The sequence below is a fragment of the Sphingomonas sp. genome, from assembly GCF_035910975.1.
In the GTDB taxonomy this organism is placed as follows: domain Bacteria; phylum Pseudomonadota; class Alphaproteobacteria; order Sphingomonadales; family Sphingomonadaceae; genus Sphingomonas.
Genome location: NZ_JAMHWM010000029.1, coordinates 906,992 through 933,969 on the forward strand (window position 1 = coordinate 906,992; position 26,978 = coordinate 933,969).

Annotated in this window: 21 protein-coding genes; 1 reads left to right on the forward strand and 20 read right to left on the reverse strand. The window is 69.5% G+C overall.

Going from position 1 to position 26,978, the window contains the following annotated elements:
• Window positions 1-85 precede the first annotated feature (85 nt).
• The 18 genes from VYI76_RS10830 to VYI76_RS10915 form a co-directional block, all read right to left on the reverse strand.
• Window positions 86-1,249 carry a deoxyguanosinetriphosphate triphosphohydrolase gene (locus VYI76_RS10830; RefSeq protein ID WP_326524757.1) on the reverse strand — a complete coding sequence of 388 codons (1,164 nt, stop codon included), beginning with the start codon at window positions 1,247-1,249 and terminating at the stop codon, window positions 86-88.
• A complete protein-coding gene (locus tag VYI76_RS10835) occupies window positions 1,246-3,204 on the reverse strand; it encodes an SPOR domain-containing protein (RefSeq protein ID WP_326524758.1) in 1,959 nt (652 codons plus the stop codon). Before VYI76_RS10835 ends, VYI76_RS10830 begins: the two co-directional genes overlap by 4 nt.
• A gap of 262 nt (window positions 3,205-3,466) precedes the next feature.
• Window positions 3,467-4,909, reverse strand: coding sequence for a cell division protein FtsZ (ftsZ, locus tag VYI76_RS10840; protein WP_326524759.1), 1,443 nt, complete (start codon window positions 4,907-4,909; stop codon window positions 3,467-3,469).
• A gap of 111 nt (window positions 4,910-5,020) precedes the next feature.
• Window positions 5,021-6,280 carry a cell division protein FtsA gene (ftsA, locus tag VYI76_RS10845; protein ID WP_326524760.1) on the reverse strand — a complete coding sequence of 420 codons (1,260 nt, stop codon included), beginning with the start codon at window positions 6,278-6,280 and terminating at the stop codon, window positions 5,021-5,023.
• 4 nt (window positions 6,281-6,284) lie between these two features.
• On the reverse strand, window positions 6,285-7,169 hold the full coding sequence (locus VYI76_RS10850) for a cell division protein FtsQ/DivIB (RefSeq protein WP_326524761.1): 885 nt from the start codon (window positions 7,167-7,169) through the stop codon (window positions 6,285-6,287).
• Window positions 7,166-8,098, reverse strand: coding sequence for a D-alanine--D-alanine ligase (locus VYI76_RS10855; RefSeq protein WP_326524762.1), 933 nt, complete (start codon window positions 8,096-8,098; stop codon window positions 7,166-7,168). The genes VYI76_RS10850 and VYI76_RS10855 overlap by 4 nt, the downstream gene beginning before the upstream one ends.
• Window positions 8,099-8,237: 139 nt before the next feature.
• Complete coding sequence (murB, locus tag VYI76_RS10860; protein ID WP_326525094.1) at window positions 8,238-9,116, reverse strand: UDP-N-acetylmuramate dehydrogenase; 879 nt, start codon at window positions 9,114-9,116, stop codon at window positions 8,238-8,240.
• A gap of 14 nt (window positions 9,117-9,130) precedes the next feature.
• The gene (murC, locus tag VYI76_RS10865; RefSeq protein WP_326524763.1) at window positions 9,131-10,534 is read right to left on the reverse strand and encodes a UDP-N-acetylmuramate--L-alanine ligase; all 1,404 of its coding nucleotides are present in this window, start codon (window positions 10,532-10,534) and stop codon (window positions 9,131-9,133) included.
• Window positions 10,531-11,670, reverse strand: coding sequence for an undecaprenyldiphospho-muramoylpentapeptide beta-N-acetylglucosaminyltransferase (murG, locus tag VYI76_RS10870; protein WP_326524764.1), 1,140 nt, complete (start codon window positions 11,668-11,670; stop codon window positions 10,531-10,533). Before murG ends, murC begins: the two co-directional genes overlap by 4 nt.
• Window positions 11,671-11,680: 10 nt before the next feature.
• On the reverse strand, window positions 11,681-12,889 hold the full coding sequence (locus VYI76_RS10875) for an FtsW/RodA/SpoVE family cell cycle protein (protein ID WP_326524765.1): 1,209 nt from the start codon (window positions 12,887-12,889) through the stop codon (window positions 11,681-11,683).
• Window positions 12,886-14,169 carry a UDP-N-acetylmuramoyl-L-alanine--D-glutamate ligase gene (gene murD, locus VYI76_RS10880; protein ID WP_326524766.1) on the reverse strand — a complete coding sequence of 428 codons (1,284 nt, stop codon included), beginning with the start codon at window positions 14,167-14,169 and terminating at the stop codon, window positions 12,886-12,888. The genes VYI76_RS10875 and murD overlap by 4 nt, the downstream gene beginning before the upstream one ends.
• Window positions 14,166-15,236: a phospho-N-acetylmuramoyl-pentapeptide-transferase gene (gene mraY, locus VYI76_RS10885; RefSeq protein ID WP_326524767.1), complete on the reverse strand. Its 1,071-nt coding sequence runs from the start codon at window positions 15,234-15,236 to the stop codon at window positions 14,166-14,168. The genes murD and mraY overlap by 4 nt, the downstream gene beginning before the upstream one ends.
• Window positions 15,236-16,624, reverse strand: a complete 1,389-nt coding sequence (locus VYI76_RS10890) for a UDP-N-acetylmuramoyl-tripeptide--D-alanyl-D-alanine ligase (RefSeq protein WP_326524768.1) — start codon at window positions 16,622-16,624, stop codon at window positions 15,236-15,238. Before VYI76_RS10890 ends, mraY begins: the two co-directional genes overlap by 1 nt.
• Complete coding sequence (locus tag VYI76_RS10895; RefSeq protein ID WP_326524769.1) at window positions 16,621-18,036, reverse strand: UDP-N-acetylmuramoyl-L-alanyl-D-glutamate--2,6-diaminopimelate ligase; 1,416 nt, start codon at window positions 18,034-18,036, stop codon at window positions 16,621-16,623. Before VYI76_RS10895 ends, VYI76_RS10890 begins: the two co-directional genes overlap by 4 nt.
• A complete protein-coding gene (locus tag VYI76_RS10900; protein WP_326524770.1) occupies window positions 18,033-19,739 on the reverse strand; it encodes a peptidoglycan D,D-transpeptidase FtsI family protein in 1,707 nt (568 codons plus the stop codon). The genes VYI76_RS10895 and VYI76_RS10900 overlap by 4 nt, the downstream gene beginning before the upstream one ends.
• Entirely contained in the window at window positions 19,736-20,338 is a 603-nt protein-coding gene (locus tag VYI76_RS10905; RefSeq protein WP_326524771.1) for a hypothetical protein, read from the reverse strand. The genes VYI76_RS10900 and VYI76_RS10905 overlap by 4 nt, the downstream gene beginning before the upstream one ends.
• A gap of 11 nt (window positions 20,339-20,349) precedes the next feature.
• Entirely contained in the window at window positions 20,350-21,288 is a 939-nt protein-coding gene (gene rsmH / locus VYI76_RS10910; protein WP_326524772.1) for a 16S rRNA (cytosine(1402)-N(4))-methyltransferase RsmH, read from the reverse strand.
• Entirely contained in the window at window positions 21,285-21,770 is a 486-nt protein-coding gene (locus VYI76_RS10915) for a division/cell wall cluster transcriptional repressor MraZ (RefSeq protein ID WP_326524773.1), read from the reverse strand. Before VYI76_RS10915 ends, rsmH begins: the two co-directional genes overlap by 4 nt.
• A 277-nt stretch (window positions 21,771-22,047) precedes the next feature.
• Here VYI76_RS10915 and VYI76_RS10920 point away from each other — a divergent pair, with 277 nt between their 5' ends.
• Window positions 22,048-23,205 carry an SET domain-containing protein-lysine N-methyltransferase gene (locus VYI76_RS10920; protein ID WP_326524774.1) on the forward strand — a complete coding sequence of 386 codons (1,158 nt, stop codon included), beginning with the start codon at window positions 22,048-22,050 and terminating at the stop codon, window positions 23,203-23,205.
• Here VYI76_RS10920 and VYI76_RS10925 read toward each other — a convergent pair.
• Together VYI76_RS10925 and VYI76_RS10930 are read right to left on the reverse strand one after the other, a co-directional pair.
• On the reverse strand, window positions 23,183-25,054 hold the full coding sequence (locus VYI76_RS10925) for a sensor histidine kinase (protein ID WP_326524775.1): 1,872 nt from the start codon (window positions 25,052-25,054) through the stop codon (window positions 23,183-23,185). The two genes, VYI76_RS10920 and VYI76_RS10925, sit on opposite strands and share 23 nt — an antisense overlap.
• Window positions 25,054-26,964, reverse strand: coding sequence for an EAL domain-containing protein (locus VYI76_RS10930; protein WP_326524776.1), 1,911 nt, complete (start codon window positions 26,962-26,964; stop codon window positions 25,054-25,056). The genes VYI76_RS10925 and VYI76_RS10930 overlap by 1 nt, the downstream gene beginning before the upstream one ends.
• Between the last annotated feature and the right edge of the window lie 14 nt (window positions 26,965-26,978).

The following is a 26,978-nucleotide window of genomic DNA, read 5'->3' on the forward strand; positions in this document are numbered from 1 at the left end:
ACTCCTGTCGAGAATGGACTACGCCCGCGCTGTCGCAAAACTGTGTCAGGCAAAACGGTTCGTCACGTCGCCGCAACAGCGTGCGTCAGAAGCCCTCGGGCAGCGCGATCGGTCCGACAATCTCCTGATAGCGACGGATGGCGTAGCGATCGGTCATGCCGGCGATGAAATCGGCGATGTGGCGGCTCCGCGCCGGCTCCGCCGCAGGGAGGCGGGCGCGCCATTCCTCCGGCAAGTGCCGCGGGTCGTCGCGATAGGCCGCGACCAGCCCGCTCACCACCGTCCGCGCCGCCGCAGCCGCCGCGAGCTGGCTCGGATGATGATAGAGGTTGGCGTACATGAAGCGTTTCAGGGCACGCTCGTCCTCGCGCAGTCCTTCGGAGAAACGCGCGAGCGTGCGCCCGGCCGCACGCACGTCGGCCACCGTCTCGATGCGGTGCGCGGCAATCTCGGCCCGCGTCGTTTCGATCAGGTCGTTGACCATCACGCCGATCTGCGACCGCACGAACTCACCGGTCAGCCGCGCGGGATCGACGTCGGCGAAGCGATTGCGAACCGCGTCCCACCCCCGCCCCACCATCGGCACGTCAAGCAACTGGTCGCGCGTCAGCAGCCCCGCGCGCAGCCCGTCGTCGATGTCGTGGTTGTCGTACGCGATATCGTCGGCCAGCGCCGCGACCTGCGCCTCCAGCGACGCATGGCTGCCGAGCGACAGGGGCAGCGCCGCATCGACCTCGGCCAGCGCCCAGCCGGGCTCGTGGACCGGGCCGTTGTGCTTCGCCAGCCCCTCCAGCGTGTCCCATGTCAGGTTGAGCCCCGGCCAGCGCGGATAGGGCGAATCGAGCTGGGTCAGCGCGCGCAGCGTATGGCCGTTGTGATCGAACCCGCCCTGTCCCGAAAGCGCCTCCTCCAGCGCCTCCTCGCCCGCGTGGCCGAACGGCGGATGGCCGATGTCATGGGCCAGACACAGCGCCTCGGTCAGATCCTCGTTCAGGCCCAGCGCGCGCGCGATCGTGCGGCCGATCTGCGCCACCTCGATACTGTGGGTCAGCCGCACGCGGAAATGGTCGCCGTCGGGCGCCATGAACACCTGCGTCTTGTGGCGCAGGCGGCGGAAGCTGATCGAATGGATGATGCGGTCGCGGTCGCGCTGGAAATCGTCGCGGGGCCCTCGCGCGCCGGCTTCGGGCTCGGCATGCAGCCGCCCGCGGTGGCGTCGGGGATCGGCGGCCCAGGATGCGGCCCTCACTTCACGCCCAGCCTCGTCACCTTCTGCCCCGCCTCGCTCTGCCAGGCGAAGGCCGACGTGCCGTCCTTGGCCAGCAGGTTCACCAGCGCCATCGCCTCCGCCATCGACTTGAACGGCCCGGCCAGCAGGCGGTTGGTCGCGCGCAGCGGCGTCGTCCACGCCGTCCGCCCCCTGAACGTCGCGGGCGACTTGGCGGTCAGCCGCTTCCAGTCCTTGCCCAGATCAGCGGCATTGGCGCCCCCGGCGACCTGCACCCACCATCGCGCCGGCTCGGCAGCGGCGGGATCGGGCTTCTTGGGCTCGGGTTTCTTGGGTTCGAGCTTCCTGGGCTCGGGCTTCCTTGCGGCCGGCGTGGGCTTCGAGGGCGCCGCTTCAGCCGCCGCACGCCGTGGCACGGGTTCAGCCTCGGGCACTTCCACGACGCGCGCCGGTGTCCGAACCGGCGGAGGAGGCGTTGGCGGAGGGGGCGGAGGGGGCGCGACGTCCAGCTCGGACGCCGGCACCGCGATCCCCTCGATGATCGACGCCAGCATCCTGCTGTTGCCGCGCGCGACGTCGGCAGTGCGCACCGGCGGCACGACCATCGGCAGCGCAACGGCAGGCGGAGGTGGAGGCGGCGGCGGCGGCGGAGGCGGAGGCGTGCTCGCAGCCGCCGGGGGCTGCCGCGGCGGCAGCGTCACGATCTCGATCGGCGGGCGGTCCGCCGCGCTCGCGACACGTGGCGCGTCGGTGGCCTCCGCGGCCGGACGCGACACAACCGGCGTCGGTGTCGGGACGGGTGTCGGTTCGGGTGGTGCGACAGCCGCCGGGACGGGGGCCGGCACCGGTGCGGGCGTCGGCGACGGTGTCGGCGTTGGCGCAGGCCGGGGGCTGTCGGCGGTCACCGCCCAGGATGGCGCCGGAATACGCGCCTGCGCCACCTCGACCGGCCGGGATGCGGTAACAACCGGCGGCTGCGCAGGCGTCGCTCGGGACGCTGCTCGGGACGCCGTTCGGTTCGGGGCCGGCGGACGCTCCGCCTGTGCCACGCGACGGCGCGTTTCGAGCTCGCCGGCGGGCGACATCGCCGCGATCCCCCGTTCGCGCCGACGTTCGCGGGGTGCCGCGGCATCTGCGACCTGCGTCGCGGGGCGGCTCGCCGGGGGTGGCGCGACCGGCTCGGGCGGCAGCGCGGCGAGCACCGGCGCCATCCGCGCGTCGTTCGCACGCGCGACGCTAGCGTTGAGCTGACCGAAATGGACCGCGAACGCGCGATCGGCCACCGAGAGCGCCGGCAGCCGCGCGAAGAACGGCGCCAGCGCGCTGCCGCCGATCAGCATGTTGGCCGCAATCGTCTGCGCACCCACCACGTCCCCGCTCAGCGCCAGGATGCACGCCCGCGCGCGCCACGCGCCACGATCGTTGCGCCGCAGCAGCGGATCGAGCAGGGCCAGAGCCTCGTCGCGCTTGCCCGATATGCCGAGCGACAGCGCCAGCCGCCGCACCGTCTCGTCGTCACTGCCGCCATCGCGCAACGCCGCGCGGTAATCCCGCTGCGCATGCGCCGGCTGGCCGATCAGATCATAGGCCAGGCCGCGCTGCGCGAAATACGGATCGATCGCCAGCCCCGCCCGCTCCGCCTGGTCGTAGAGACGCAGCGCCTCGCCCGGACGTTCGAGCAGGATCAGCGCCCCTGCCCGCCCCGCCAGGATGCGCGGGTTGCCCGCCTCAATCGCCTGCGCGCGGGCGAAGAAGCCCAGGGCGGCGGCGGCATCGCCCAGCTTCGTGCTCAGCTCGCCCGCCAGGATCAGGGCCGGCGCATTGCGCGGATCGGCGCTCAGGATGCGAATCTGCGCAGCGAGCGCATCCGCCGTCGGGGTCGGCACAGGCGCCATCTGCTGCGCACGCGCCACCGGCCCGGGCATCGCGAGGGCCAGCGCCAGCGCGCTGACAGACAGGGCATGGAATCTTTTCATCGCAACAGGATATGTAATGCGCGCCGCAGGTGAACCCGAGCTGTCGGACACATCGGCAAACGGCCAGCCGGTGTGGCCAGGCGATGGAAGCAAGGGAATTCGGGACTCACCCGCGCGGGACTAGCAACGGCGCGCCGCCAGGGAAAGGGCGTGCGGGGCATCTACCCGGCCCGTGCGGGGACAGGCAGCGCGCACGACGCACGGTCCGCCGCGCGACCGCGCCCGCCGCCGTTCCGCATAGGGAACGACGGCGGGCCGGGGCTTACTGGTTGTTCTGCCGGTGCAGGAAGCGCGGGATGTCGAGCGGCTCGCTCGCCTCGCCCTCGCCTTCCGCCTTGGGCGCGCGGCCCGACATGCGTTCGAACAGCGTGCCGCCGGTCTTGCGCGGGGCGGGCTCGGCCGGCGCGGCCGGCTCCTCGCTCGCACCCGTCAGCCAACGACGCCGGATCGACGGCTCGGGCTCGGGCTCGGGCGCCGCCTCGGACGGCGGGACATCCATCATCGCGTCTGAGCCGAGCACCAGTTCGTCCTCAGCTTCAGCGACCGGAGCCTCGGGCTCGTCGGCGACGCCGGTCTCGACCGGCTCATCCTCGAACCGCGCGGGCGCGCTGTCGGCCTCGGCAGGCTCATCGGCGGCAGGCAGCGGCGCGGCCGCGACCGGATCGGGGCGACGCGGCGCGTTGAACGAGAAGACGCGCGGAGCCTCGGCGGCCGGCGCAGGGACAGCCTGCGCATCGTCCGACGCCTCGATGCCGGTGGCGACCACCGACACGCGGATCTTGCCTTCCAGCTCGGGGTTGAACGCCGAACCCCAGATGATGTTGGCGTCGGGATCGACCAGTTCGCGGATGTGGTTCGCGGCTTCGTCGACCTCCAGCAGGCGCATGTCGTCGCCGCCGGTGATCGACACGATCACGCCCTTGGCGCCGCGCATCGACACGCCGTCGAGCAGCGGGTTGGCGATCGCCTTCTGCGCCGCCTCGATCGCGCGGGCATCGCCCGACGATTCGCCGGTGCCCATCATCGCCTTGCCCATTTCCTGCATCACGCTGCGGACGTCGGCGAAGTCGAGGTTGATGAGGCCGGGCATCACCATCAGGTCGGTGATGCCGCGCACGCCCTGCTGCAACACCTCGTCGGCCAGCTCGAACGCTTCCTTGAAGGTGGTGTTGGCGTTGGCGATCAGGAACAGATTCTGGTTCGGGATGACGATCAGCGTGTCGACGAACTTCTGCAGCTCCTCGATGCCCGCGTCGGCCGATTGCGCGCGGCGCTTGCCCTCGAACGCGAACGGCTTGGTGACGACGCCGACGGTCAGGATGCCCATGTCGCGCGCGGCCTTGGCGATCACCGGCGCCGCACCCGTGCCGGTACCGCCGCCCATGCCGGCCGCGATGAAGCACATGTGTGCGCCATCCAGCGCCTTCTGCACCTGCTCGATCGTTTCCTCGGCCGCCGCACGGCCGATCTCCGGCCGGCTGCCCGCGCCCAAGCCTTGCGTGATCTTGGCACCCAGCTGGATGCGTTGCGGCGCATCCGACTGTTTCAGCGCCTGCGCGTCGGTGTTGGCGACCAGAAACTCGACACCCTGCACCTCGGCACGGATCATGTTCGCGATCGCATTGCCGCCCGCGCCGCCGACGCCGATCACGCTGATGCGCGGGGTCAGTTCATCGACGTCGGGCGGAAGGAATTCGATGCTCATCACCAGGTCTCCCAGGCGCCCCGCTACCCCGGCGCCGCTTTGAAATCTTAACCGTTCTGCACGAACCGCCGGCCCGACTCCAGCGCGAAGTCGAGCAGCCGTCGCAAAAGCTTAATAATTCGCCCGAAATGCGGACATCAGCCGGCCGAACATCGCCATCCCCTTGGGCCGCGAGACCAACTGGTGGCTCGGCTCGATCCCGCGCAGGTCGACCGGGTCGGACGCCGCGAAGCTGGCGAGGCCGGCGAGCGTCGCGAAGGCCGGGCCGGAATGCGCGTCGGGCAACGCCGACAGGCCGCGCGGCCGCCCCACGCGCACCGCCCGGCCCAGCGCCTGCTGCGCATAGTCCGCGATTCCGCGCAGTTCCGCCCCGCCGCCGGTCAGCACCAACTGGCGCCCGACCGGATCGTCGAAATTGAGCCGCTTCAGTTCCTTGCCGATCTCGGCCATCAGCCGCTCCAGCCGCGCGCGGATGACGGTGTTCAGCTGCGACCGGGTGATCCGCGTCCCCTCGCCGTCGCCTTCCTGGCTGATCGGTGCCACGTCGATCATCTCGTGGTGATCGCGCGGGCTCATGTTGGCCGATCCGTGGAAGCACTTCAGTCGCTCAGCCTGCGCGCGGCGCGTGCCGAAGGCGCTGGCGATGTCGTCGGTGATGTCGGCCGCGCCCATCCCGATCGAGGCGAGGCTGGCGAGCACGCCGTCGCGGAACACGCTGACGTTGGTTACGCCCGCGCCGATCTCGACCAGCGCGACACCCAGCTCGCGCTCCTCCTCGGACAGGCAGGCGAGGCCAGTAGCGACGGGCGCGGCGATGATCGACTTGACCTCCAGGTGCGCGGAACGGACGCACAGGTCGAGGTTGCGAACCGGCGATCCGTCGGTCGCGACGACATGGATGTCGACACCCAGCCGGTCGGCGTGGAGGCCCAGCGGATTGCGCACGCCGTTGCGCCCGTCGAGTGTGTAGCGCATCGGCTGGGCGTGCAGCACCATGCGGCCGTTGGGGTCGATCGCGTCGCGCCCGGCGCGCAGCAGATCGTCGATATCGTTCTGTTCGACCCGGTGGCCGCCCAGATCGACCTCCAGCTTCACCACGTCGCTGACGAGCCCGCCGGCCGAGAAGCTGACCCACACGTCCTCGATGTTCAGCCCGGCGATGCGTTCGGCCTGCTCCACCGCCTCGCGCACCGCCGCCTCGGTCGCGTGCATGTCGCTGATATAGCCGCGCTGGACGCCGCGGCTCTCGCGCTGCCCGGTGCCCAGCACGACCAGTTCGCCGCCGTCGCCCTTCTGCGCGATCAGTGCGGAGACCTTCGACGATCCGATATCCAGCGCGGTGATGAGTTGTTCCGGTCCCGCTTTCGCCATCGCCCTATTCCCCCGTGATAGCCCGATTGTTCGTCGCCCCGCCCGGCAGGCGAAGCACCAGCTTCGCCGGATCGCGCAGGTCGAAGCTCACATAGCCTCGCCCGAGCAGCCGGTCGCGGCGATCGAGTTCGGCGAACTTGGTCAGCGCCTGCGCGGCCAGCCGCTCGCCTTCCGGCAGCGACAGCTTCTCGCCGCTGGCGAACAATATGTCCCAGCGCCGATCGCCGATCCATGTCGCCGCCTTGACCTGCGATTTCAACGCCGGCGCGACCTGCATCAGCCGCTGGTAATCGGGCTCGCGTTCGTTGGCCCCGTCGCCGATCACCAGCGGCAGCGGCGGCATCGCCTCCGGCGATACCGGCTCCAGCGGCTTGCCGGTCACGTCGATCAGCATCAGCTGGCCATGGTTCTGCCAGATCGCCACCGGCACCCGCTCGACGATGTCGATCGCCAGCGTGTCGGGCAACCGGCGCGAAACGCGCGCGTCGGCGATCCACGGATAGTCGAGCAGCCGGTCGCGCACCGTCGCCAGGTCGATCAGCGGCATCGCGCGGCTGCGCTGGTCGAGCGCAACGGCATAGACGGTCATCCTGTCCATCCGGTTGGCGCCAGTCACCTCGATCTGTTCGACGCGGAAGCCCGCGCGCCCGACCCCCTCGGCCAGCGCCGTTCCCGCCATGCCGGGGATGCCCAGATAGCTCGCCATCACGATCAGCACGGCACAGGCCGCGCCGAACATGCCCCAGCCGGCCGCCTTGCGCAGCGTCGTCTCGCTGACCGGCAGCACCGCGACGGCGCGGTCCATAAGGCCGATCTTCTTCGCCGGCGCGCGTCCACGCGCCGGCTGCGGACGACGCTTCAGCGTGCGCTTGGCGGGCGCGCGGCTCATGCTCCCGCACCGTCTTTCATCGCCTCGTCGACGATCCACTGCACAAGCTCGGGATAGCCGATCCCGCAATGCGCGGCCTGCTCGGGCACCAGGCTCAGCGGCGTCATGCCCGGCTGGGTGTTGACCTCCAGCAGGAACAGCCCGTCGACACCGCGCTCGTCGTCCCAGCGAAAGTCTGCGCGGCTCGCCCCCTTGCAGCCGAGGATGCGATGCGCCTGCACCGCCACGCCCATGCACGCCTCGGCGATCTCGTCGGGGATTTGCGCGGGAAACACGTGATCGGCCAGTCCGTCGGTGTATTTCGCGTCGAAATCATACCAGCCGGTCTTGGGCGCGATCTCCGTCACGCCCAGCGCGCGATCGCCCAGCACCGCCGTCGTCAGCTCGCGCCCTCGGATATAGGGCTCGACCAGCAGCTCCTCGAAGTCCTGCCACGGCCCCGCCACGTCGCGGCCGATCGGGTTGCCGTAGTTGCCGTCATCGGTGACGATCGCGACGCCCAGCGACGATCCCTCGTTGACGGGCTTGACCACATAGGGACGCGCCAGCGGATCGCCCGCGAACAGCTCGGACGATTGCACCACGCGCCCGCCCGGCATCGGGATGCCGTGTGGCACCAGCACCGACTTGGTCAGCACCTTGTCGACCGCGATCACCGACGTCGTCATGCCCGAATGGGTGTAGCGCACGCCCATCAGGTCGAGCATGCCCTGCACCGTGCCGTCCTCGCCGGGCGAACCGTGCAGCGCGTTAAACACCACGTCGGGCGCGGCCTCGGCGATCCGCGCGGCGACGTGGCGGTCCATGTCGATCCGCGTCACCCGATGACCCAGCCCCTCCAGCGCGTCAGCCACGCCCGCGCCCGACATCAGCGACACCGGCCGCTCGCCCGACCAGCCGCCCATCAGTACAACGATGTGAAGACTCACGACACATCCTCCCCTGCAAGGGGAGGTGGCATCGCGTAGCGATGACGGAGGGGTGTCGCGCCATGGAGGAGGGGACACCCCTCCGTCAGGCCTCCGGCCTGCCACCTCCCCTTGCAGGGGAGGGCTGAGGTAGCGCAGATCATGCCACTATCCCCACCCGCTGGATTTCCCAGCGCAGATCAACACCGCTGGCGGCCTTCACCGCCGCGCGCACATCCTCGCCCAGCCCCTCGATATCGGCGCTGGTCGCGTCGCCCAGGTTGAGCAGGAAGTTGCAGTGCTTCTCGCTGACCTGCGCCCCGCCGCGCGTCAGGCCGCGACAGCCCGCCGCATCGATCAGCCGCCACGCCTTGTCGCCGTCGGGGTTGGCGAAGGTCGATCCGCCGGTCTTGCTGCGCAGCGGCTGGCTGGCTTCGCGTGCGGCGGCGATGCGGTCCATCTCCGCCTGAATCGCGGCCGGCTCGCCGGGCTCCCCACGGAACGTCGCCGAGACCACCACCGCACCCTCGGGCAGGTCGCTGTGACGGTAGGAATAGCCCAGATCGCCGAGCGCCAGCGTACGCTGCTCTCCCGATCGCAGCACGACCTCCGCCTCGACCAATATGTCCCGCACCTCGCGGCCATAGGCGCCGCCGTTCATCCGCACGAAGCCGCCGACCGTGCCGGGAATCGAGCGCAGGAACTCGACACCGGCGATCCCTGCATCGCGCGCGGTGGAGGAGACCAAGATCCCGCTCGCCCCGCCCCCACAGGTCAGCGCCAGCCCGTCGGCGGTCACCTTCGCAAACGCCTTGCCCAGCCGTATGACGACCCCCGGCACCCCGCCGTCGCGGACGATCATGTTCGAGCCGAGGCCCAGCGCCATCACCGGTACCCCCGGATCGAGCGCGTAGAGAAAGCTGGCAAGATCGTCCGCATCCGCCGGCTCGAACAGCCATTCGGCCGCCCCGCCGGTCTTGAACCACACCAGCGGAGCCAGCGGAGCGCCATGCGTCAGCCGACCGCGAACCGGCGGCATGGCGTAGCAGACGCTCACCGCTTCGCCTCGATCGCGTCGGCCAGGCTCGCCGCCCATTTGGTGATGTCGCCCGCGCCCAGACAGATCACCTGGTCGCCGGCCGCGAGTTCGCTCGCCAGCGCGACGGCCAGCGCATCGGCATCGGCAACGGTCGCCGCCGCGCGGTGGCCGCGCCGCTTCAGCCCCTCGACCAGCGCCTCGGCGTCGACGCCCTCGACCGGCTGCTCGCCCGCGGCATAGACCGGCGTGACATAGACCATGTCGGCGTCGTTGAAGGCGCCCTGGAAGTCGTCCATGAGGTTGCCGAGCCGCGAGTAACGGTGCGGCTGCACCACCGCGATCACCCGGCCCTGCGCACTTTCCCGCGCCGCCGACAGCACCGCGCGAATCTCGACCGGATGGTGGCCGTAATCGTCGATGATCGTAGCACCCGCCACTTCGCCGACCTTGGTGAAGCGCCGCTTGACGCCGGAGAAGCGTTCAAACCCCTTCTCGATCGTCGCGTCGTCGATGCCGAGTTCCAGCGCGACGCCGATCGCGGCGAGCGCGTTCTGGACGTTGTGCCGGCCCGGCATCGGCAGGTCGATATGCTCGATCGACCGCGTCGTGCCATCGCGGTGTCGCACGATCGCCTCGAAACGGTTGCCACCCGGATAGGGCGTCACGTTCACCCCGCGCACGTCGGCGGACGCCGCGAAGCCATAGGTCACGATCCGCCGGTCGCGCACGCGCGGGATCAGCGCCTGGACCTCCGGATGGTCGAGGCACAGCAGCGCCGCGCCATAGAAGGGTACGTTCTCGACGAACTCGACGTAGGCGTCCTTCGCCTTCTCGAAGCTGCCATAATGGTCGAGATGCTCGGGATCGATGTTGGTCACGACCGCAATCGTCCCGTCGAGCCGCAGGAAGCTGCCGTCGCTCTCGTCGGCCTCCACCACCATCCAGTCGCTCGCGCCCAGCCGGGCGTTGGAACCATAGCTGTTGATGATCCCGCCGTTGATGACGGTCGGATCGACCCCGCCCGCGTCGAGGATCGCCGCGATCATGCTGGTCGTCGTCGTCTTCCCGTGAGTGCCGGCAACCGCGACGGTCGATTTCAGCCGCATCAGTTCGGCCAGCATCTCCGCGCGGCGCACCACCGGAATGCGCTGCGACAATGCCGCCTCGACTTCCGGATTGCCGCGCTTGACCGCCGTCGAGGTGACCACCACCGCCGCATCGGCGACATTCCCTGCCGCATGACCGATCGTCACCGGAATGCCGCGCTTACGCAGCCCTTCGACGACATAGCCTTCCGCCACGTCGCTGCCCTGCACCTGATAGCCCAGATTGTGCATCACCTCGGCGATCCCCGACATGCCGATACCGCCGATGCCGACGAAGTGGATGATGCCGATATCGGTCGCGACGCCTCTCACGCGAAAGCCTCCTTGCGCTGCGGCACGCCCACCGGCAGCTTCGCCGTCGGCGCGTCGATGCTTTCGACCAGATCGGCCAGGTCGCGTGCGGCGTGCGGACGGCCACAGTTCTTCGCCCGCGCCGCGGCGTTCTGCAGCGCGATCGTATCGAGGCCCAGTTTCTGCATCTGCTTGGCGAGTTCGGCGGCGGTGAAGGCCGATTGCGCAACCGTCCGCGCCCCGCCCGCCCTGGTGATCTCGCGCGCGTTGGCCGTCTGATGATCGTCGGTGGCCGACGGCAGCGGCACCAGGATCGCCGGGCGTCCCGCCGCCGTCAGTTCGGCGATCGTCGATGCGCCGGCGCGGGCGATGACGAGGTGGGTCCACGCCAGATGCTCGGGCAGGTCGGGCAGGTACGTCGCGGTCTCGGCCGGAATGCCGTGTTCGGCATATTTGGCGCGCACCGCGTCGATATCCTCGATCCGCGCCTGGTGCGTCACCTGCAACCGGCTGCGGAAATGCACCGGCAGCAGCGCGAGCCCGTCGGGCACCACCTGGCTCAGGATCGTCGCCCCCTGACTGCCGCCTGTCACCAGCACGCGAAAGATGCCGTCTTCCTCCAGCACCGGATAGGGTCGTTCGCGGATATCCAGGATCGCGTCGCGCACCGGATTGCCGACCAGATGCACCTTCGGCCCCGGTTTCAACCGGGCGACATCGTCATAGGATGTCGCGATCCCCGCCACCCGGCCCGAGACCAGCCGGTTAACGCGCCCGAGCACCGCATTCTGTTCGTGGACGATCGTCGGGATCTTCTCCGCGAACGCCGCCAGCAGCGCCGGGAACGCCGGATAGCCGCCGAAACCGATCACGGCCGCCGGCCTGAAATTACGGTACAGCTCGCGCGCCATCGCGCGGCCCGCCAGCATCTGACGCCCTGCCTTCAGCCAGCCGATCGGTCCGCCCGCCAGCCGGCCGGCGGGCAGCACATGCGTCTGGATGCCGTCGAACAGGCCGGGAAAGCGAACCCCGCGATCGTCGCTGACCAGCGCGACGCGGTGGCCGCGGCGTACGAGTTCCGCGGCCAGCGCTGCTGCGGGTACCATATGGCCGCCGGTGCCGCCGGCTGCGAGGACGTAGTGACGGGCTTGGGACATCTGCTGCGACTTACCGGACGATATAGGGTGAGCGGTGCAGATACGGGTTTCGCCGCGTGAAGGCGAGCAGCAAGCCCATCCCGATCGACAGTGCGATCATCGACGACCCGCCATAGCTGATGAACGGCAGGGTCATGCCCTTGGACGGCGCCAGCCCGGTGTTGACCGCCATGTTGATCGTCGCCTGCACGCCGAACTGGCTGGCAAGGCCGGCGGCCGCCAGAACGCGGAAGGCATCCTCCTCGTCCAGCAGCTTCACGAACACCCGCACCACGATCGCCAGGAACAGCACGGCGATGATCGCGCAGGCGAGCAGGCCGAACTCCTCGCCGACGACCGAGAAGACATAGTCGGTATGCGCCTCGGGCAACCGGAACTTCACCGATCCGCCGCCCGGCCCCGTGCCGGTCAGGCCGCCGGCGGTCAGCGTCGCATGGGCCATGTCGGTCTGGTAATGGTCGGCGCCGGCATTGTCGGGAAACAGGAAATTGTCGATGCGGATGCGCGCCGTGTCATAGAAGACATAGGCCGCGACGACGCCGACCGCGCCCGCGCCGACCAGCGCGCCGATCGTCTTCCCGCTGATGCCCGACACCATCAGCAGGATCAGCCACACGCTGCCGAAGATGATCGTCTGGCCGAAATCGGGCTGCATCATCAGCGCGACGGCAATCACCGCGGTGAAGGCGAAGGTCACCGGCACCATCGGCAGGTCCGGGTCGCGCGCGCGCAGCGACAGCATCCACGCGGTCGTGACGATGAAGACAGGTTTCAGGAACTCGGACGGCTGGAACTGCGCGATGCCACCGCCGATCCAGCGCCGCGCGCCGTTCACCTCGACGCCGACGAAGGGGGTGAGCAGCAACAGCGTCGCGAAGATCGCGCAGGCGACCAGAGCGAAGCGCCGCGCCACGTCTGTCGGCAGCATCGAGAAGACGAGCATCACCGGCACCGACAGCGCCACCCACACCGCCTGCCGCCAGAAATAATACATCGGCACCAACTGGTGCGATCCGCCCGAATAGCGCTGCGCCGTCGCCGGGCTGGCGGCGGCAACCGCGATCAGCCCGATGGCGATCAACAGGAACGCGAGCAGCAGCAGCACGCGATCAAGTTCCCAGAACCACATCGCGACGGGCGAACGGTTACCGCGCCCGAGCCGTTCGTCGACCCGGCTGCGAAAGCCCTTCGCGGCGGCTTCCTGGGCGACGTCGGTCATGGCAGCGCCTCCACCGCGCGGCGGAACTGGTCGCCACGGTCCTCGTAATCGCGAAACTGATCGAACGACGCGCAGGCCGGCGACAGCAGCACCGTCGCGCCCGGTGGCGCCCAGTAATGCGCGTCGGCGACCGCCTCGGCCAGCGTGCCGCTCTCGGTCACGACCATGTGATCCTTCAGCAACGCGGCGAACATCGGTCCCGCCTCGCCGATCGTATAGGCACGCGCGACATTGCCGAAGTGTGGCCGGCAGGCGTCGAGATCGTCGGCCTTGGCCTTGCCGCCGACGATCCAGTGAACGCAGTCGAACGCCGCCAGCGCCGGCGCGGTCGATTCGGGATTGGTCGCCTTGCTGTCGTTGACGTACAGCACGCCGCGCTTCGTCGCGACGCGCTCCATACGGTGCGGCAGGCCGGGGAAGCTCTCTAGCCCGGCATCGATCGCCGCGCGATCGATCCCCAACGCCTCGCAGGCGGCGATCGCGGCGAGGGCGTTCTGGGCGTTGTGCGGTCCCTGGAGCGCGGGCCATTCCGACTGGTTGAGACAGACGCCCGGCGCGATCTTCGTCAGATTCCCGGCCCGGCCCGCGCGCGCCACCTGTTTGGCGACGGCGGCGGACGCTTCGTCGCCGATGCCGATCACCGCGGGATGACCGGCCGATTGCATCGCGAACAGCCGCGCCTTGGACGCGGCATAGGCGTCGAACCCGTCATAGCGATCGAGATGGTCGGGCGTGATGTTGAGCAGCACCGCGACGTCGCAGTCGAGGCTGTGGGTCAGGTCGATCTGGTAGCTCGACAGCTCCAGCACATAGACGCCGCCTTCGGGCAAAGCCTCCTGCCCCAGGATCGGCAGCCCGATGTTGCCGCCCATCCGCGTCGGCAGTCCGGCGGTTTCGCAAATATGCGCGACCAGCGCGGTGGTGGTCGACTTGCCGTTGGTCCCGGTAATGCCGACGACGCGGTGCGGGGGCAGTTCGGCCCGCGCCTGCGCGAACAGCTCGATGTCGCCGATCACCGGTACCTCGCCTGCGTGCGCGGCGATCGGATGGCGGTTGAGCGGGACGCCCGGCGACACGGCGACGCCAGCGAAGCCCGACAGGTCGATCGTCGTGGGATCGGCCAGCATCGCGCCCACCGCCGCCCCGCGCGCGGCCGCGCTTTCGTCCCACGCCACGACCTGAGCGCCGCTCGCGACGAGCGCGGCGACCGTCGCCGCGCCGGAGCGCGCGAGGCCCAGCACCGCATAGCGCCTGCCCGCCCAGGTGCGGCTCGTAATCACCGGAGCTTCAACGTGGACAGGCCCGCCAGCGCCAGCACCAGCGCGATGATCCAGAACCGGATCACGACCGTGGGCTCGCTCCAGCCCAGTTGCTCGAAATGATGGTGGATCGGCGCCATGCGGAACACCCGCTTGCCGGTGCGCTTGTAGAAGAACACCTGGATGATGACGCTCATCGCCTCGACGACGAACAGCCCGCCGACGATGCCCAGCACGATCTCGTGGTGCGCGGTGACCGCGATCGCGCCCAGCGCGCCGCCCAAGGCGAGGCTGCCGGTGTCGCCCATGAAGACTGCGGCCGGCGGCGCGTTGTACCAAAGGAACGCCAGCCCGGCGCCGATCATCGCCCCGCAGAAGATCGCAAGGTCACCCGCCCGCGGTACGTGCGGGATGCCCAGATAGGCGGCGAACCGCGCGTTGCCCGACAGATAGACGATGATCATGAAGGTAACCGCCGCGATGATGACCGGCATCGTCGCCAGTCCGTCCAGCCCATCGGTCAGGTTCACGGCGTTTCCGAACGCCACGATCGTGAAGGCGGCGAACACGATGTACGCCGGCCCCAGATCGACCGAGAACTGGCTGAAGAATGGCACGTACAGGTTGGTGCCGTTATGCTGGGTGATGATCCACGCCGCCGCGCCCGCGATGACGAATTCGCCCAGCAGCCGCGCCCGGCCGGAAACACCGGCGGTGCTCGCCTTGCGAACCTTGTCGTAATCGTCGAGAAACCCGATCATCCCGAAGCCCAGCGTGACGAACAGGCAGGCCCAGACATAGGGGTTGCTCAGGTCCATCCACAGCAGGATCGACGACGTCATCGCCGTCAGGATCAGGAGGCCGCCCATCGTCGGCGTACCGACCTTGGCCAAATGCGTCTGCGGCCCATCGCTGCGGATCGGCTGGCCCTTGCCCTGGCGCACGCGCAACCAGCCGATGAACTTCGGCCCGATGATCCAGCCGATGATGAGCGCCGTCGCCACCGCGCCGCCCGAGCGGAAGCTGAGGTAGCGGACGAGGTTCAATATTCCGGGGAAGCCGAGCTGTTCGGCGATCCAGTACAGCATCAGTCCGCGACCCCCGCCATCCCGGAATCGGCCAGCGCGGCGACAACCGCCGACAGCCCGATTCCGTTCGATCCCTTGATGAGCACTGCGTCGCCGGCGGCAAGCATCGCACGGAGCGCCTCGCGCGCGGCGGCAGCGTCGGCCACATGGACGAAATCGACGCGTCCCTCAAGCGCGGCGGCCAGCGGGGCCATCTCCGCGCCGACCAATATGGCGCGGGAAATGCCCGCTTCGTCGATTGGGCCGGCCAGTGCGGCATGATAGTCACCGCTGTCCGCGCCCAGTTCGCGCATTCCGCCCAGCACCGCGATGCGCCGGCCCGGCGTGGCGGCGAGCACCGCCAGCGTCGCGCGCATCGAACTGGGATTGGCGTTGTAGCTTTCGTCGATCACCAGCGCGTCGCCGCCGCCGACGGAGGTCAGAAACCGCTGCCCCCGCCCCGGCAGGCCGCCCATGTCGGCAAGCGCGAGCCCGGCGAGGCCCAGGTCGCCGCCCGCCGCATCGACCGCCGCCAGCACCGCCAGCGCGTTCGACACCCAGTGCGCGCCCGGTTGCGACACGGTGAAGCTCAGTTCGCGTGCGCCCACCCGCGCGCAGACGAAGCTTCCGCCGCCGTTGTTGACGCTGACTGTATCCAGCGCGCGCACATCGGCGCCCTCGCCCAGGCCGAAGGTGACGATCCGCGCCGCATGCGGCCGTGCGGCGGCGATCAGCCGGTCGCGGTGCGGGCTATCGAAGGGAATGATCGCGGTGCCGCCGGGTTCGAGCCCCTGGAAGATCTCGCCCTTGGCGTCGGCGATGGCTTCTTCACCCGAAAAGAACGCGGTGTGCGCCGGGGCGATCGCCGTGACGATGGCGATGTGCGGCCGGACCATGCCGGTCAGCGCGGTCAGTTCGCCCGCGTGGTTCATCCCCATCTCGAACACGCCGAAGCGCGTCGCGGCCGGCATCCGCGCGAGGCTGAGCGGCACGCCGGTGTGGTTGTTGTAGCTCTTGACCGACCAGTGGGTCCGTCCCGGCGCAGCGCGATCGAGCGCGGCGGCCAGCGCCTCCTTCGTCCCCGTCTTGCCGACCGACCCGGTGATGCCGATGATCGTCGCGGCGGTCCGCGCCCGCGCCGCACGGCCCAGGTCCTCCAGTGCGGCCATCGTGTCGGCGACCACCACGGCCGGCCCGGCTCCGGGCGTCGAGACGATCGCGCCGCCCGCGCCGTTCGCATAGGCCCCCGCCAGGAAACGGTGCCCGTCGGTCGCCTCGCCGGTCAGCGCGACGAACAGGTCGCCGGGGCCAACCTCCCGCGAATCGAAGGTGACGCCGGTGACGGCGAAATCCGCGCTCGCCTCGCCGTGGACGGCGGTCGCGATCTCGCTGGCGGTCCACAGGCTCACGCCGCGCACTCCCGCGCGACCTGCACGTCATCGAACGGCAGCACGAGATCGCCGACGATCTGGCCCTGTTCATGCCCCTTGCCCGCGATCAGCACGATATCCTGCGCGCCCGCCATCGCGATGGCCCGTGCGATGGCCGCGCGGCGATCGCCGATGTCGGTCGCGCCCGGTGCGCCCTTCAGCACCTCCGCGCGGATCGCCGCCGGGTCTTCGGACCGGGGATTGTCGTCGGTCACGATCACCACGTCGGCGCCGGCCGCCGCCGCCTGCCCCATCGGCTCGCGCTTTCCCGCGTCGCGATCACCGCCCGCGCCGAACACCACGATCAGCCGGCCCGCGACATGCGGCTTCAGCGCGGCGATCGCCGCCTCCAGCGCGTCGGGGGTGTGGGCGTAGTCGACATAGACCGGCGCACCGCTGGCCGCGATCACCGCGCGCTCCAGCCGCCCGCGCACCGGCTGCAACCGCCCAAGGCTCGCGATCGTCGCCGCGACGTCGCCGCCGGTGGCGATGACCAGGCCCGCCGCGGTCAGCGCGTTCGCCGCCTGATAGGCACCGATCAGCGGCAGCGTCACCTTGTGCACCGCCCCGCCCGCCTCGATCGTCAGCCCCTGGCCCAGCAGCGTCGGGTCGCGATCGACCAGCCGCAACGTCTCGCCATGTTCGCCGACCGTCAGCAACCGCAAGCCCCGTGCGTGCGCCAGGTCGATCACCCGGTCGGCGCTGGGATCGTCAGCCCACACCACCACCGCGCCGTCGTCGCGCACCACTTCGGCGAACAGCCGCAGCTTGGCGGTGAAATAGGCCGCCATGTCGCCGTGATAGTCCAGATGGTCGCGGCTCAGGTTGGTGAAGGCGGCGGCGGCGACCGGCAGCCCTTCGGTACGATATTGCGTCAGCCCGTGGCTCGACGCCTCGAACGCGACATGACTGACCCCTTCGCGCGCCAGGCCCGCGACGTTCGACAGGAAGGTGACGACGTCGGGCGTGGTCAGCCCGGTCGTCACCCTGTCGTCTGCCGTGGTCACACCCAGCGTACCGATCGACGCGGCATGATGCCCGGCCAGCCGCCACAGCTGGCGCGTCATCTCGACCGTCGATGTCTTGCCGTTGGTGCCAGTGACGGCGACCGCCGTCGCAGGGAACGGCGCAAAGAAATCGGCGGCCAACTGGGCGAAGCGCTGGCGGGGGTTCTCCGCGACGATATGCACCGCGCCCTCGACCGTCGCTCCCGGCCGCGCGACGATCGCGATCGCCCCGGCGGCGACTGCGGCGGGAATGAAGTCCTCGCCGTTCACCCGCGTGCCCTCGAACGCGCCGAACACCGTGCCGCGCGCGACCTTGCGGTGATCGATGGCGAAGCCGGTCACCGGCCCGGTCTCGCCGCCGCCGGTGAGGGCGCCCAGCCTCACTCGGCCAGGTTCCGCTTTTCGCCCGGCGCGCGCCACAGCAGCGGCGTGATGTCGGACAGGTCGACGTCGCGGTTCAGGTCGGGCCGTACGCCCAGCAGCGGGCCGGTCCGCATGATGACCCGGCTCACCACCGGCGCGGCGGTCCAGGCGGCGGTGGTCAGACCGAAGCTTTCGGCATTGCCCTTGGGAGCATCGAGCATGGCGATCACCACATAGCGCGGCGCGTCCATCGGGAAAGCCGCGGCGAAGGTCGAAACGTTGACGTGTTTCGAATAGCCGCCGACGCCCGGCTTTTCCGCGGTCCCGGTCTTGCCACCGACGCGATAACCCGATGCCTCGCCCTTGCGGCCGGTCCCTTCGGTGACGATCAGCCGCAGCAGCTGGCGCATCCGCGCGCTGGTCGATTCGCTGATGACGCGGCGGCCCTGCGGTGCGTGGCCATCCTCCACCCGCAGCATCGTCGCCGGGCGCCACACGCCGCCGTTGACCAGCGCGGCATAGGCACTGGCGAGGTGCAGCGGCGTCACCGCGATGCCGTGGCCGTAGGCGGCGGTCATCGTCGTGGCGCGCCCCCAGTTGGCCGGCCACAGCGGCTTCAGCTTTTCGATCTCGATGTCGGGCGCGGTGTCGAAACCCAGCTTGCGGAACATCGTCTCCAGCTTTTCACGGCCCATCTCGTCGGCGATCCGCGCGGTCACGATGTTCGACGAATGGATCAGCGTTTCCGGGATGTTCATCCAGCGGTTCTGGGCGTGATCGTCCTTGATCCTGAACCGGCCGATCGGCAGCGGCTGGGTCGCGTCGAAGCGGCGCGACATGTCGGTGACCACGCCGGTATCGATCGCCGCCGCCATCGCGATCGGCTTGAATGCGGAACCAAGCTCGTAGCGGCTCTGCGTCATGTTGTTCAGCCCGCCATCGCCCGCCTGCACCTTGTTGGGGTTGAAGGTCGGCAGCGACGACATCGCCATCACCTCGCCGGTGTGGACGTCCAGGATGATGCCGGCCGCGCCCGCCGCCTGGAACGACACCATCGCCCGCGTCAGCTCGCTGTCGAGCGCGCCCTGCACCCGCGCGTCGATCGACAAGGCCACGGGCTTGCCGCGCGTCGCCGGATCGGTCAGCCGCTCGTTTAGCACACGCTCCATGCCGCGCACGCCCTCGCGGTCGGCGTTGACGTAACCGATCGCCTGCGCCGCCAGGCTGGATTGCGGATAGAGCCGCTCGGGCTCGCGCGCGAAGATGATGCCGGGGTTGCCCAGCGCGTTCACCGCGCTGACCAGTTCGGGCATCGCGCGCTTCTTGAGATAGACGAAGCGCGACTCCGAATTGAGCATCCGGAAATAGGCAGCGGCTTCCTGCTCGGGCATCACCTCGGCCAGGCGCCGGGCAAGATCGGCCTTGTCGCCGATCACATTGTGCGGCTGCACGCCGATCGACCAGGCATCGATGGTGCGCGCGAGCGGCGCGCCGTTGCGGTCGACGATGTCGCCGCGCAGCGGCACCAGCGCGGCCGCCGCGTCGCGCGTCGTCGCCGGCTCGGCAGAAATCGCCAGATAGCCGAGCTTGCCGATGATCGCGAGGTTGGCGAACGCGAACAGCAGCATCAGGATCATCAGCCGCACATGCGCGACCGCGACCAGCGAATGCCGGCCGGTCTCGCGACGGCGATCGGTCGCCTGTTGCGCGACGAGGACGATCACCGAAGCTTGGCTCGCTCGCCGCGCGCGCCCGACACCAGATCCCCGAAGGTTGCGTCGCTCAACAGGCCGGAGCTGACCATCGCCACCGCCTGTCCGCGCGCCGGCGCGACATCGGTCGCGACCGCCTTTTGCAGGCCGGGCCGCGCGGCGACGATCACCGGTCGCACATCGAGCGCCGGCGTCCGGGCCTCGATCGGATTGACCGCCGGCGTGGTGATCTGGACGGCGGGCTGGACGACCGGCTTGACCACCGCCTGCGCCACGTCGGTGGCCGACGGCACGACCAGCCCGGCGCTGCGAACACCCTCGAACGGCCTGAGCGAGGCGAGCACCATGCCGGTCGGCAGATATTGTTCGGGGCGAGGCGCCGACAGCGCCAGAACGTCGCCGTTCCACCGCTCGAGCTGCGCCAGGCTGGCCCGCGTGTCGAACTCGGTCTCCAGCGCGCGGATGTCGCGCTTGGCGTCGAGGATCGCCAGCTCGACCGCCTGCACGCGCCCGCGCTCGGCCGCCACCATCGACGACACCATGTAGCAGGCGGGCGTCACGATCGCGATGCCCAGAAGCCACCCGAAGCCCTTGAATCTGCTGGTCGCCACGATGCTACTCCTTACTCACGCCACGCCGCGGCACCGGTCCGCCGCGCTACCCGCAGGGTCGCCGATCGCGCGCGCGGGTTACGCGCGATCTCTTGTTCGGAAGGGCGCACGGCCTTGGCCGGCGTCTCGAAGGTCGGGTCGTTGGCGGCCGCCGCCGCCGGGCGATGCCGCGAACCGGCCGGGGTGCCGCCGCTGCGTTCGCGCAGGAAACGCTTGACGATGCGATCCTCCAGGCTGTGGAACGTGACCACCGCCAGCCGCCCGCCGGGGCGCAACACCGCCTCCGCCGCGCGAAGCCCGTCGGCGAGTTCGTCCAGCTCGCGGTTCAGATGGATGCGGATCGCCTGGAAGGTCCGCGTCGCCGGGTCCTTCTTGTCGTGCGGCTTGTGGCCCAGCGCCTTGCGCACCACCGCCGCCAGCTCGCCCGTCCGCGTGATCGGCCGCGCGGCGACGATCGCGCGGGCGACGCGACGCGATCGCGGCTCATCGCCGTACAGGTACAGCACGTCGGCGATCGCGCTCTCGTCCGCGGTGTTGACGAAATCCGCCGCGCTCTCGCCCGATTGGCTCATCCGCATGTCGAGCGGCCCGTCGGCCTGGAACGAGAAGCCGCGCTCCGCCCGGTCGAGCTGCATCGACGACACGCCGATATCCATCACCACGCCGTCCAAGGGCGCGGCGTCTCGCGCGGCAAGCTCGCCCGCCATCGCCGAAAAAGGCGCCTCGACCAGAGCCAGCGCACCGTTCGAACCGGCGACCACAGCCTGCCCGTCGCGGATCGCGTCGGGATCGCGGTCGAACGCGATCACCCGCGCGCCGGCCGCCAGCATCGCGCGGGTATAGCCGCCCGCGCCGAACGTCGCGTCGACATGGGTCTCGCCGGGAGCGATGGCGAGCCCGGCGATCACCTCGTCGAGCAGTACGGGAATGTGCGGCGCGGGCGCGGTCATGCCTTCGCCCCCCGCGTTTCCATCAGATACTCGCACCACTCGCGCGCTTCGGCATCGGCATCGCTCGACAGCAGCAGCTCGGGCGACCAGATGTTGAAGGTGCGTCCGGCGCCGATGAAGAAGGCCAGGTCGGCGATCTTCGCGCGGCGCTTCAGCAGGCCGTGGAGGAAAAAGCGGCCGGCGCTGTCGAAGGTCGGGGTATCGACCGCGCCGAAATCGCGCTCCTTCTGCCGCTCATAGGGCTTGCCGTCCTCGGCATCGACCTCGCGGTCGTCGATGCGCTCGTGGCGCAGGTGGCTCCAGCTCGCGTCATAGGCCCGCAGACAGGGTAGGTCCGGGTGCCGGGTGACGATCAGGGTGCTGGCGTCGGGGCCTTCGGCGTTGCGCTGGATGACGTCACGGAAACGCGCCGGGATGGCGACGCGACCCTTCGCATCGACCCCCTGCAGCGCGTTGCCCTGATATAGTCCGCTGTTCGCCACGATCGCCCCGCTCGAGGGACAAACGCCTTCCCATTCCCGCAAGCAGCCGTCGCCGCCGCAGGTCACGCGATCGTCGCATGGGAATTCGCCCCTCTGCACATGCGGTAACAAATGCGGTTGACGCTCGCAATGGGAATCCTCGCCTCAAGCTGGGAAAATAAGCCTGAAAATGGGATGATCTATAGTTATTCTATATTTGTTTTATTTATGTTCTCATATCCGCGTTGGACGATGGTTTCCGGCGATGGTAAACGGGCGCCAAGGGGGAACAGCGCGCTTGGCCGACATCGAACCGTGGTTTTGGGTCGCCGTTGCCTGCAATTTCGCTGGCTATGCGGTGTATCTCGCCGGATTGCGCCGCAATCTGGTCGAGCCCAATCGCGCGTCCTGGCTGATCTGGAGCGCATCGACCGCGATCGAGGGGCTGACCTATCTCGCGGTCAATCCCGGTGCGCTGCACGGCATGGTCTTCCTGGTCTCCGCGGTGCTGTGCGTCGCGGTCACGCTCGGCATCTGGCGCCGCGCCGCGTGGGCGATGCCGACGCCGAACGAGATGCTGTGCATCGCCGCCTGCCTCGCCAGCCTGGTCCTGTGGCTGGCGTTCAGCGAGGCGCTGTGGGCGCATCTGCTCGTCGTCGCGGCGGTACCGATCAGCTTCGTGCCGACGTGGCGCAGCGTGCTGGCCGATCGCACGCGCGAACGCTCGCCTGCCTGGGGCCTGTGGACCTTCGGCGACCTCGCCACGCTGATCGTCGCGGTGCGCGCCGGCGCCGACGGGGCGACAGGCTATGCCTATCTCCTCGTCGAGCTGCTCTGCCATGCCAGCGTGTGGTTCATCATCGGCCTGGCGACGATCAACCCGCTTCGGTCGTTCGGCAGGCGGCGTGGCGGCTTCTACATCCTCGATTCCTACACGAGGACCGCCAACATGTTCTCGGTTGGCGAAACGCATCTCGGAAAGGCCGTATTCGCCGCCCGCCCCTTTCTGGAAGGCCAGCCGCTGCTCGAATTCACCGGCCGGCGCTTCCGGAGCGATCGCGTGCCCAGCCTGATGCGCGGGTCGTCGGATCGCTACGTCCAGGTCACGCCCGACCACTATATGGGGCCGTCCGGGCGGCTCGACGATCTCGTCAACCACAGTTGCGATCCCAACGCCGGCCTGCGCTTCGCCGACGACGGCGTCTACCTCGTCGCGATTCGCGACATCGCGCCCGGCGAGGAGGTGACGTGGGACTATTCGACGACGCTCGCCGAATCGAACTGGCACATGATCTGTCAGTGCCGGTCGGACGATTGCCGCCGCGTGATCGGCAATTTCGCGACGATCGACCCCGATCGCCAGCAATTCTACCGTGCGCGCAACCTGGTCGCGCCCTATCTGCGCCGGCGCGACGCGGTTGACGAGGGCGGGCTCAGGCAGCGATCCCGGCGCTAGGCACGATCTCCGGCGCGGCGAGCGTCAGCACCGCCCGCGCGCCGGTGCCACGCCCCGCACTCTCGAGCCGCAACGTCCCGCCCATCGCCAGCATCGAATTGGCGCACCAGTGCAGGCCCAGCCCGCCGGACTTGTGCGCGCGCGTCGAAAACCCGCGCTGGAACAGCTTGGGTTCAAGCCCCGGATCAAATCCCTCGCCATTGTCGAGGATCGCCAGCTCCACCGTGTCGCCATGTTCGACGACGGAAACGCTGATCGATCCGCCCTCCCCGTTCCGCGCCGCGATCGCCTCCCCGGCGTTGGCGAGAAGGTTGCCGATCACCTGGCTCAGGATCACGCGGTTGGCCATCGCCCAATGCGGTTTCGACGGGAACATGAAGGCGATCGACGTCTCGCCCGAATAGCGCGCGATGGCGGCGTTCTGGGCGACGATATCCGACAGGTCGACCAGCGCGAGCGGTGGCTTCTCATGCGCCTGCTCCTGCTGCTGGCCGATGATTTCCAGCACGTTACGCAACGCCTCGCGCCCGGTCTCCAGCCCCTTGCGCCGCTCGTCGCGGTCGGCACGGTCGGCGTGGGCCGCGGCGGCGACGAACGCCGCCAGCTTCTGCCGACGCGCGGGCGGAATATCGCCCCCGGCAAGCTCGGCGATCGCACGGTCGATCAGGTCGCGGTCAGCGCCTGGCGCCGCGACGCCCTGCGACAGGATCGTCGCGATCGGCGCCAGCGCGTTGCGGACATTGTGCATCACCGCCACGGCACTCTCGTTCTGGCCCAGCTTGAAGGACTGGACCTCGACCTGCTCGCGCAGATCCTTGAGCTGGCTGAGCATCGAATTGAAGCTGGTCACCAGGCTGCCGATCTCGTCGGCGCGGCGATCGTCGCCCAGCAGGCCGAGCGTACCCGACGCCCGCACCACCCCCATGTGCCGCTCCACGCGGTGGAGGGGTTTCAGCACCAGCCGCCCGATCATCCGCCGCAGCACCAGCAGAACGACGGCCAGCAGCACCACCACGCCGGCGACCGCGAACAACAGCATCTGGCGGCCGAGCAGCGACAGGTCGCGCTTTACCTCGAACCGGGTCGCGGCGACGGGTGCACCGTCCGGCCCGGTGATCGGGACCCCGATCATCAGCCGATCGCGTGCGCGATCGACGGTGCCCCCCTGTGCCGCGCCGGAGAGATCGACCTCGGCGGGCAACTGGAGCAGCCGGGCGATCTGCGCCGAGCCGAGCGTCCGCGCCATCAGAACATAGCCGCGCGGCGTGCCGCTGCCATCGCTGCGCCGCACCTGCGCGACGCCGACGGCGGCCAGCGTGTCGCCGAGCCTCAGGTAGAAACTGCGCGAGGTCGCCTTTCCCGACAGGCGATCGAGCCCCATCGCCGGCACCGCGTCGACAAGTCGCGCGCGCATGTCGGGCCGGTCCGTACCAGTCGCCGAATCGATCCACCGCGCGATGACGATGCGGCCATCGGGCGCGACATAGGCCATACCGCTGACGTCGAGGTTCGCCATCGCCAGCGTCGAGAAGCTCTCCTCCTCGAACGCGCGCGTCGGCCGCGCCATATAGTCGTAGCTCGAGCTCCAGTCGCCGTAATCGCGCACCGCCGTTTCGACCTTGCCGGCGAACTCGGTGAGCGCGGCCTGGGTCCGCTCGACATTGGCCTCGACCGCGACGTCCTCCAGCTTGTTGAAGCTGGGCGTGATGATCACGGCAAGCAGCAGCGTGATGGCGAGCGATCCGACCAGCCCGACGCCGGTCAGGATCAGCACCAGCTGGGCGCCGAGCGATTTGGGGATGCGCGACAGGCCGACGCGGCCCAGGGCCCGCGCCGCGCGATAGGGCATCAGCCGCCGGTCCCGGTCGCGGGAATCGCGTCGTCCACACAGGCCCCGGCATCTTCCGCTTCGTCATGGAGCGTGCGCCGGTCCGCGAACAGGCGCGCGTCCTCCTCCGCCATCGGCCGCGCCAGGAAATAGCCCTGCAGGTGGCTGCACCCGGCCAGGCGCAGCGCCTGGACCTGTGCCTCGGTCTCGACCCCTTCCGCGACCACTTCCATCCCCAACGCGCGGCCGAGGTGGATGATCGACTGGACGATCGCGGCGCTCTGGCGCTCGCGGCCCATGCCGTCGATGAAGCTGCGGTCGATCTTCAGGCAATCCAGCGCGAAGCGGCGGATGTTGTAGAGCGACGAATAGCCCGTGCCGAAATCGTCGAGCGCGATGCGGAATCCCATCTGGCGCAGGCGGAACAGCGTGTCGGCGGCACGATCGGCGTCGTCGAAGATCGCCGTCTCAGTGATCTCGATCTGCACGCGCGACGGGCTGACGCCCGAACGCTGGACGCGCTCGATCACCTGCCCGACGAAGTTCTGGCGGCGGAACTGGCGGGGCGAGAAATTGACCGACACATATTGGTCCGGCCAGTGCTTCACCGCTTCCAGCGCGGTTTCCAGCACCCAGTCGCCCAGTTCGTGGATCAGGTTCGATTCCTCGGCGATCGGAATGAACATCGCCGGCGATATCATGCCATATTCCGGGCTCGCCCAGCGCAGCAGCGCCTCGAAACCGGTGATCTCGAAGCCGTTCTGCGCGACGATCGGCTGATAGACCAGCTTGAGTTCCCCGCCCGCGATCGCCTTGGACAGACCGCTTTCGATCTGACGGCGGAAACGGATCGATTCGTCCATCCCCTCGTCGAACACGCGCACCAGCCCGCGACCGTCACGCTTCGCCTCGTTGAGCGCCAGATCGGCGCGGCGCATCACGTCGATCGGATCGCTGGTGCTGCCCGGATCTACCACGACCACCCCGACCGAAGCCCCGCCCTGCACCGAATGGCCGAACACGCTGAACGTCGCCGAACACGCCTTCAGCAGGCGCTCGCAGCGCATCGTCGCATCGTCTTCGCCGGTCGCGGCGAACAGCGCGGCGAACTCGTCGCCGCCCAGCCGCGCGATCATCGCGCCATCGGGCGCCGATTCATTGAGCCGCGCGCAGACCACGCGGATCAGCTCGTCGCCGGCGACGTGGCCGAAACTGTCGTTGACCAGCTTGAAGCGGTCGAGATCGAGCATCGCCATCGCGAACCGCTCGGAACCGCGCACGCGCCCCTGCAACGCGCGCAGGAACGCGAGCCGGTTGGGCGCGTCGGTCAACGAATCATGGTTCGCCATGTGCACCGCGCGGCTTTCGTTCGCGGCAAGCTCCAGCTTCTGTTCCTCGAGCAGCCGCACCTGTCCGGCCAGCGTCTCGCGCGCGGCCGCCAGTTCGCGGTCCGACTCCCAGCGCTGGCACAGCGCGGTCGCGGTCTGGACCACCTCGGCCACCTCGAACGGCTTTGCGATGTAGAAGATCTTGTCGGCGGGGCCGGCCGCGCGGCTGATGTCGAGCGGCGAGAAATCCGAATAGCCGGTGACGATGACGATGTTGATGTCGGGATCGAGCGCGCGGATGCGCCGTGCCGTCTCCTTGCCGTCGATACCCGGCGGCATGCGCACGTCGATGAAGGCGACGGAATAGGGTTCGCCCAGCGCCAGCGCCTGTTCGACCGCGTTGACCCCGTCGAGGCCCTGCATCTTGTGCGTCAACTGGAACTGCGGCCCCGGATCGCACGACGGCGCGGCCGGAGCGGCATCGTCGAACAACTCGCTCGCCATCGCGGACAGCCCCTCGCTCGCCGACGTGTCGCGCGGGCGCAGGCTCTGCGCATAGCTGTCGTGCATCGCCGGTTCGTCGTCGATAATCAGGATGCGCACGGCCGGATTTCCCC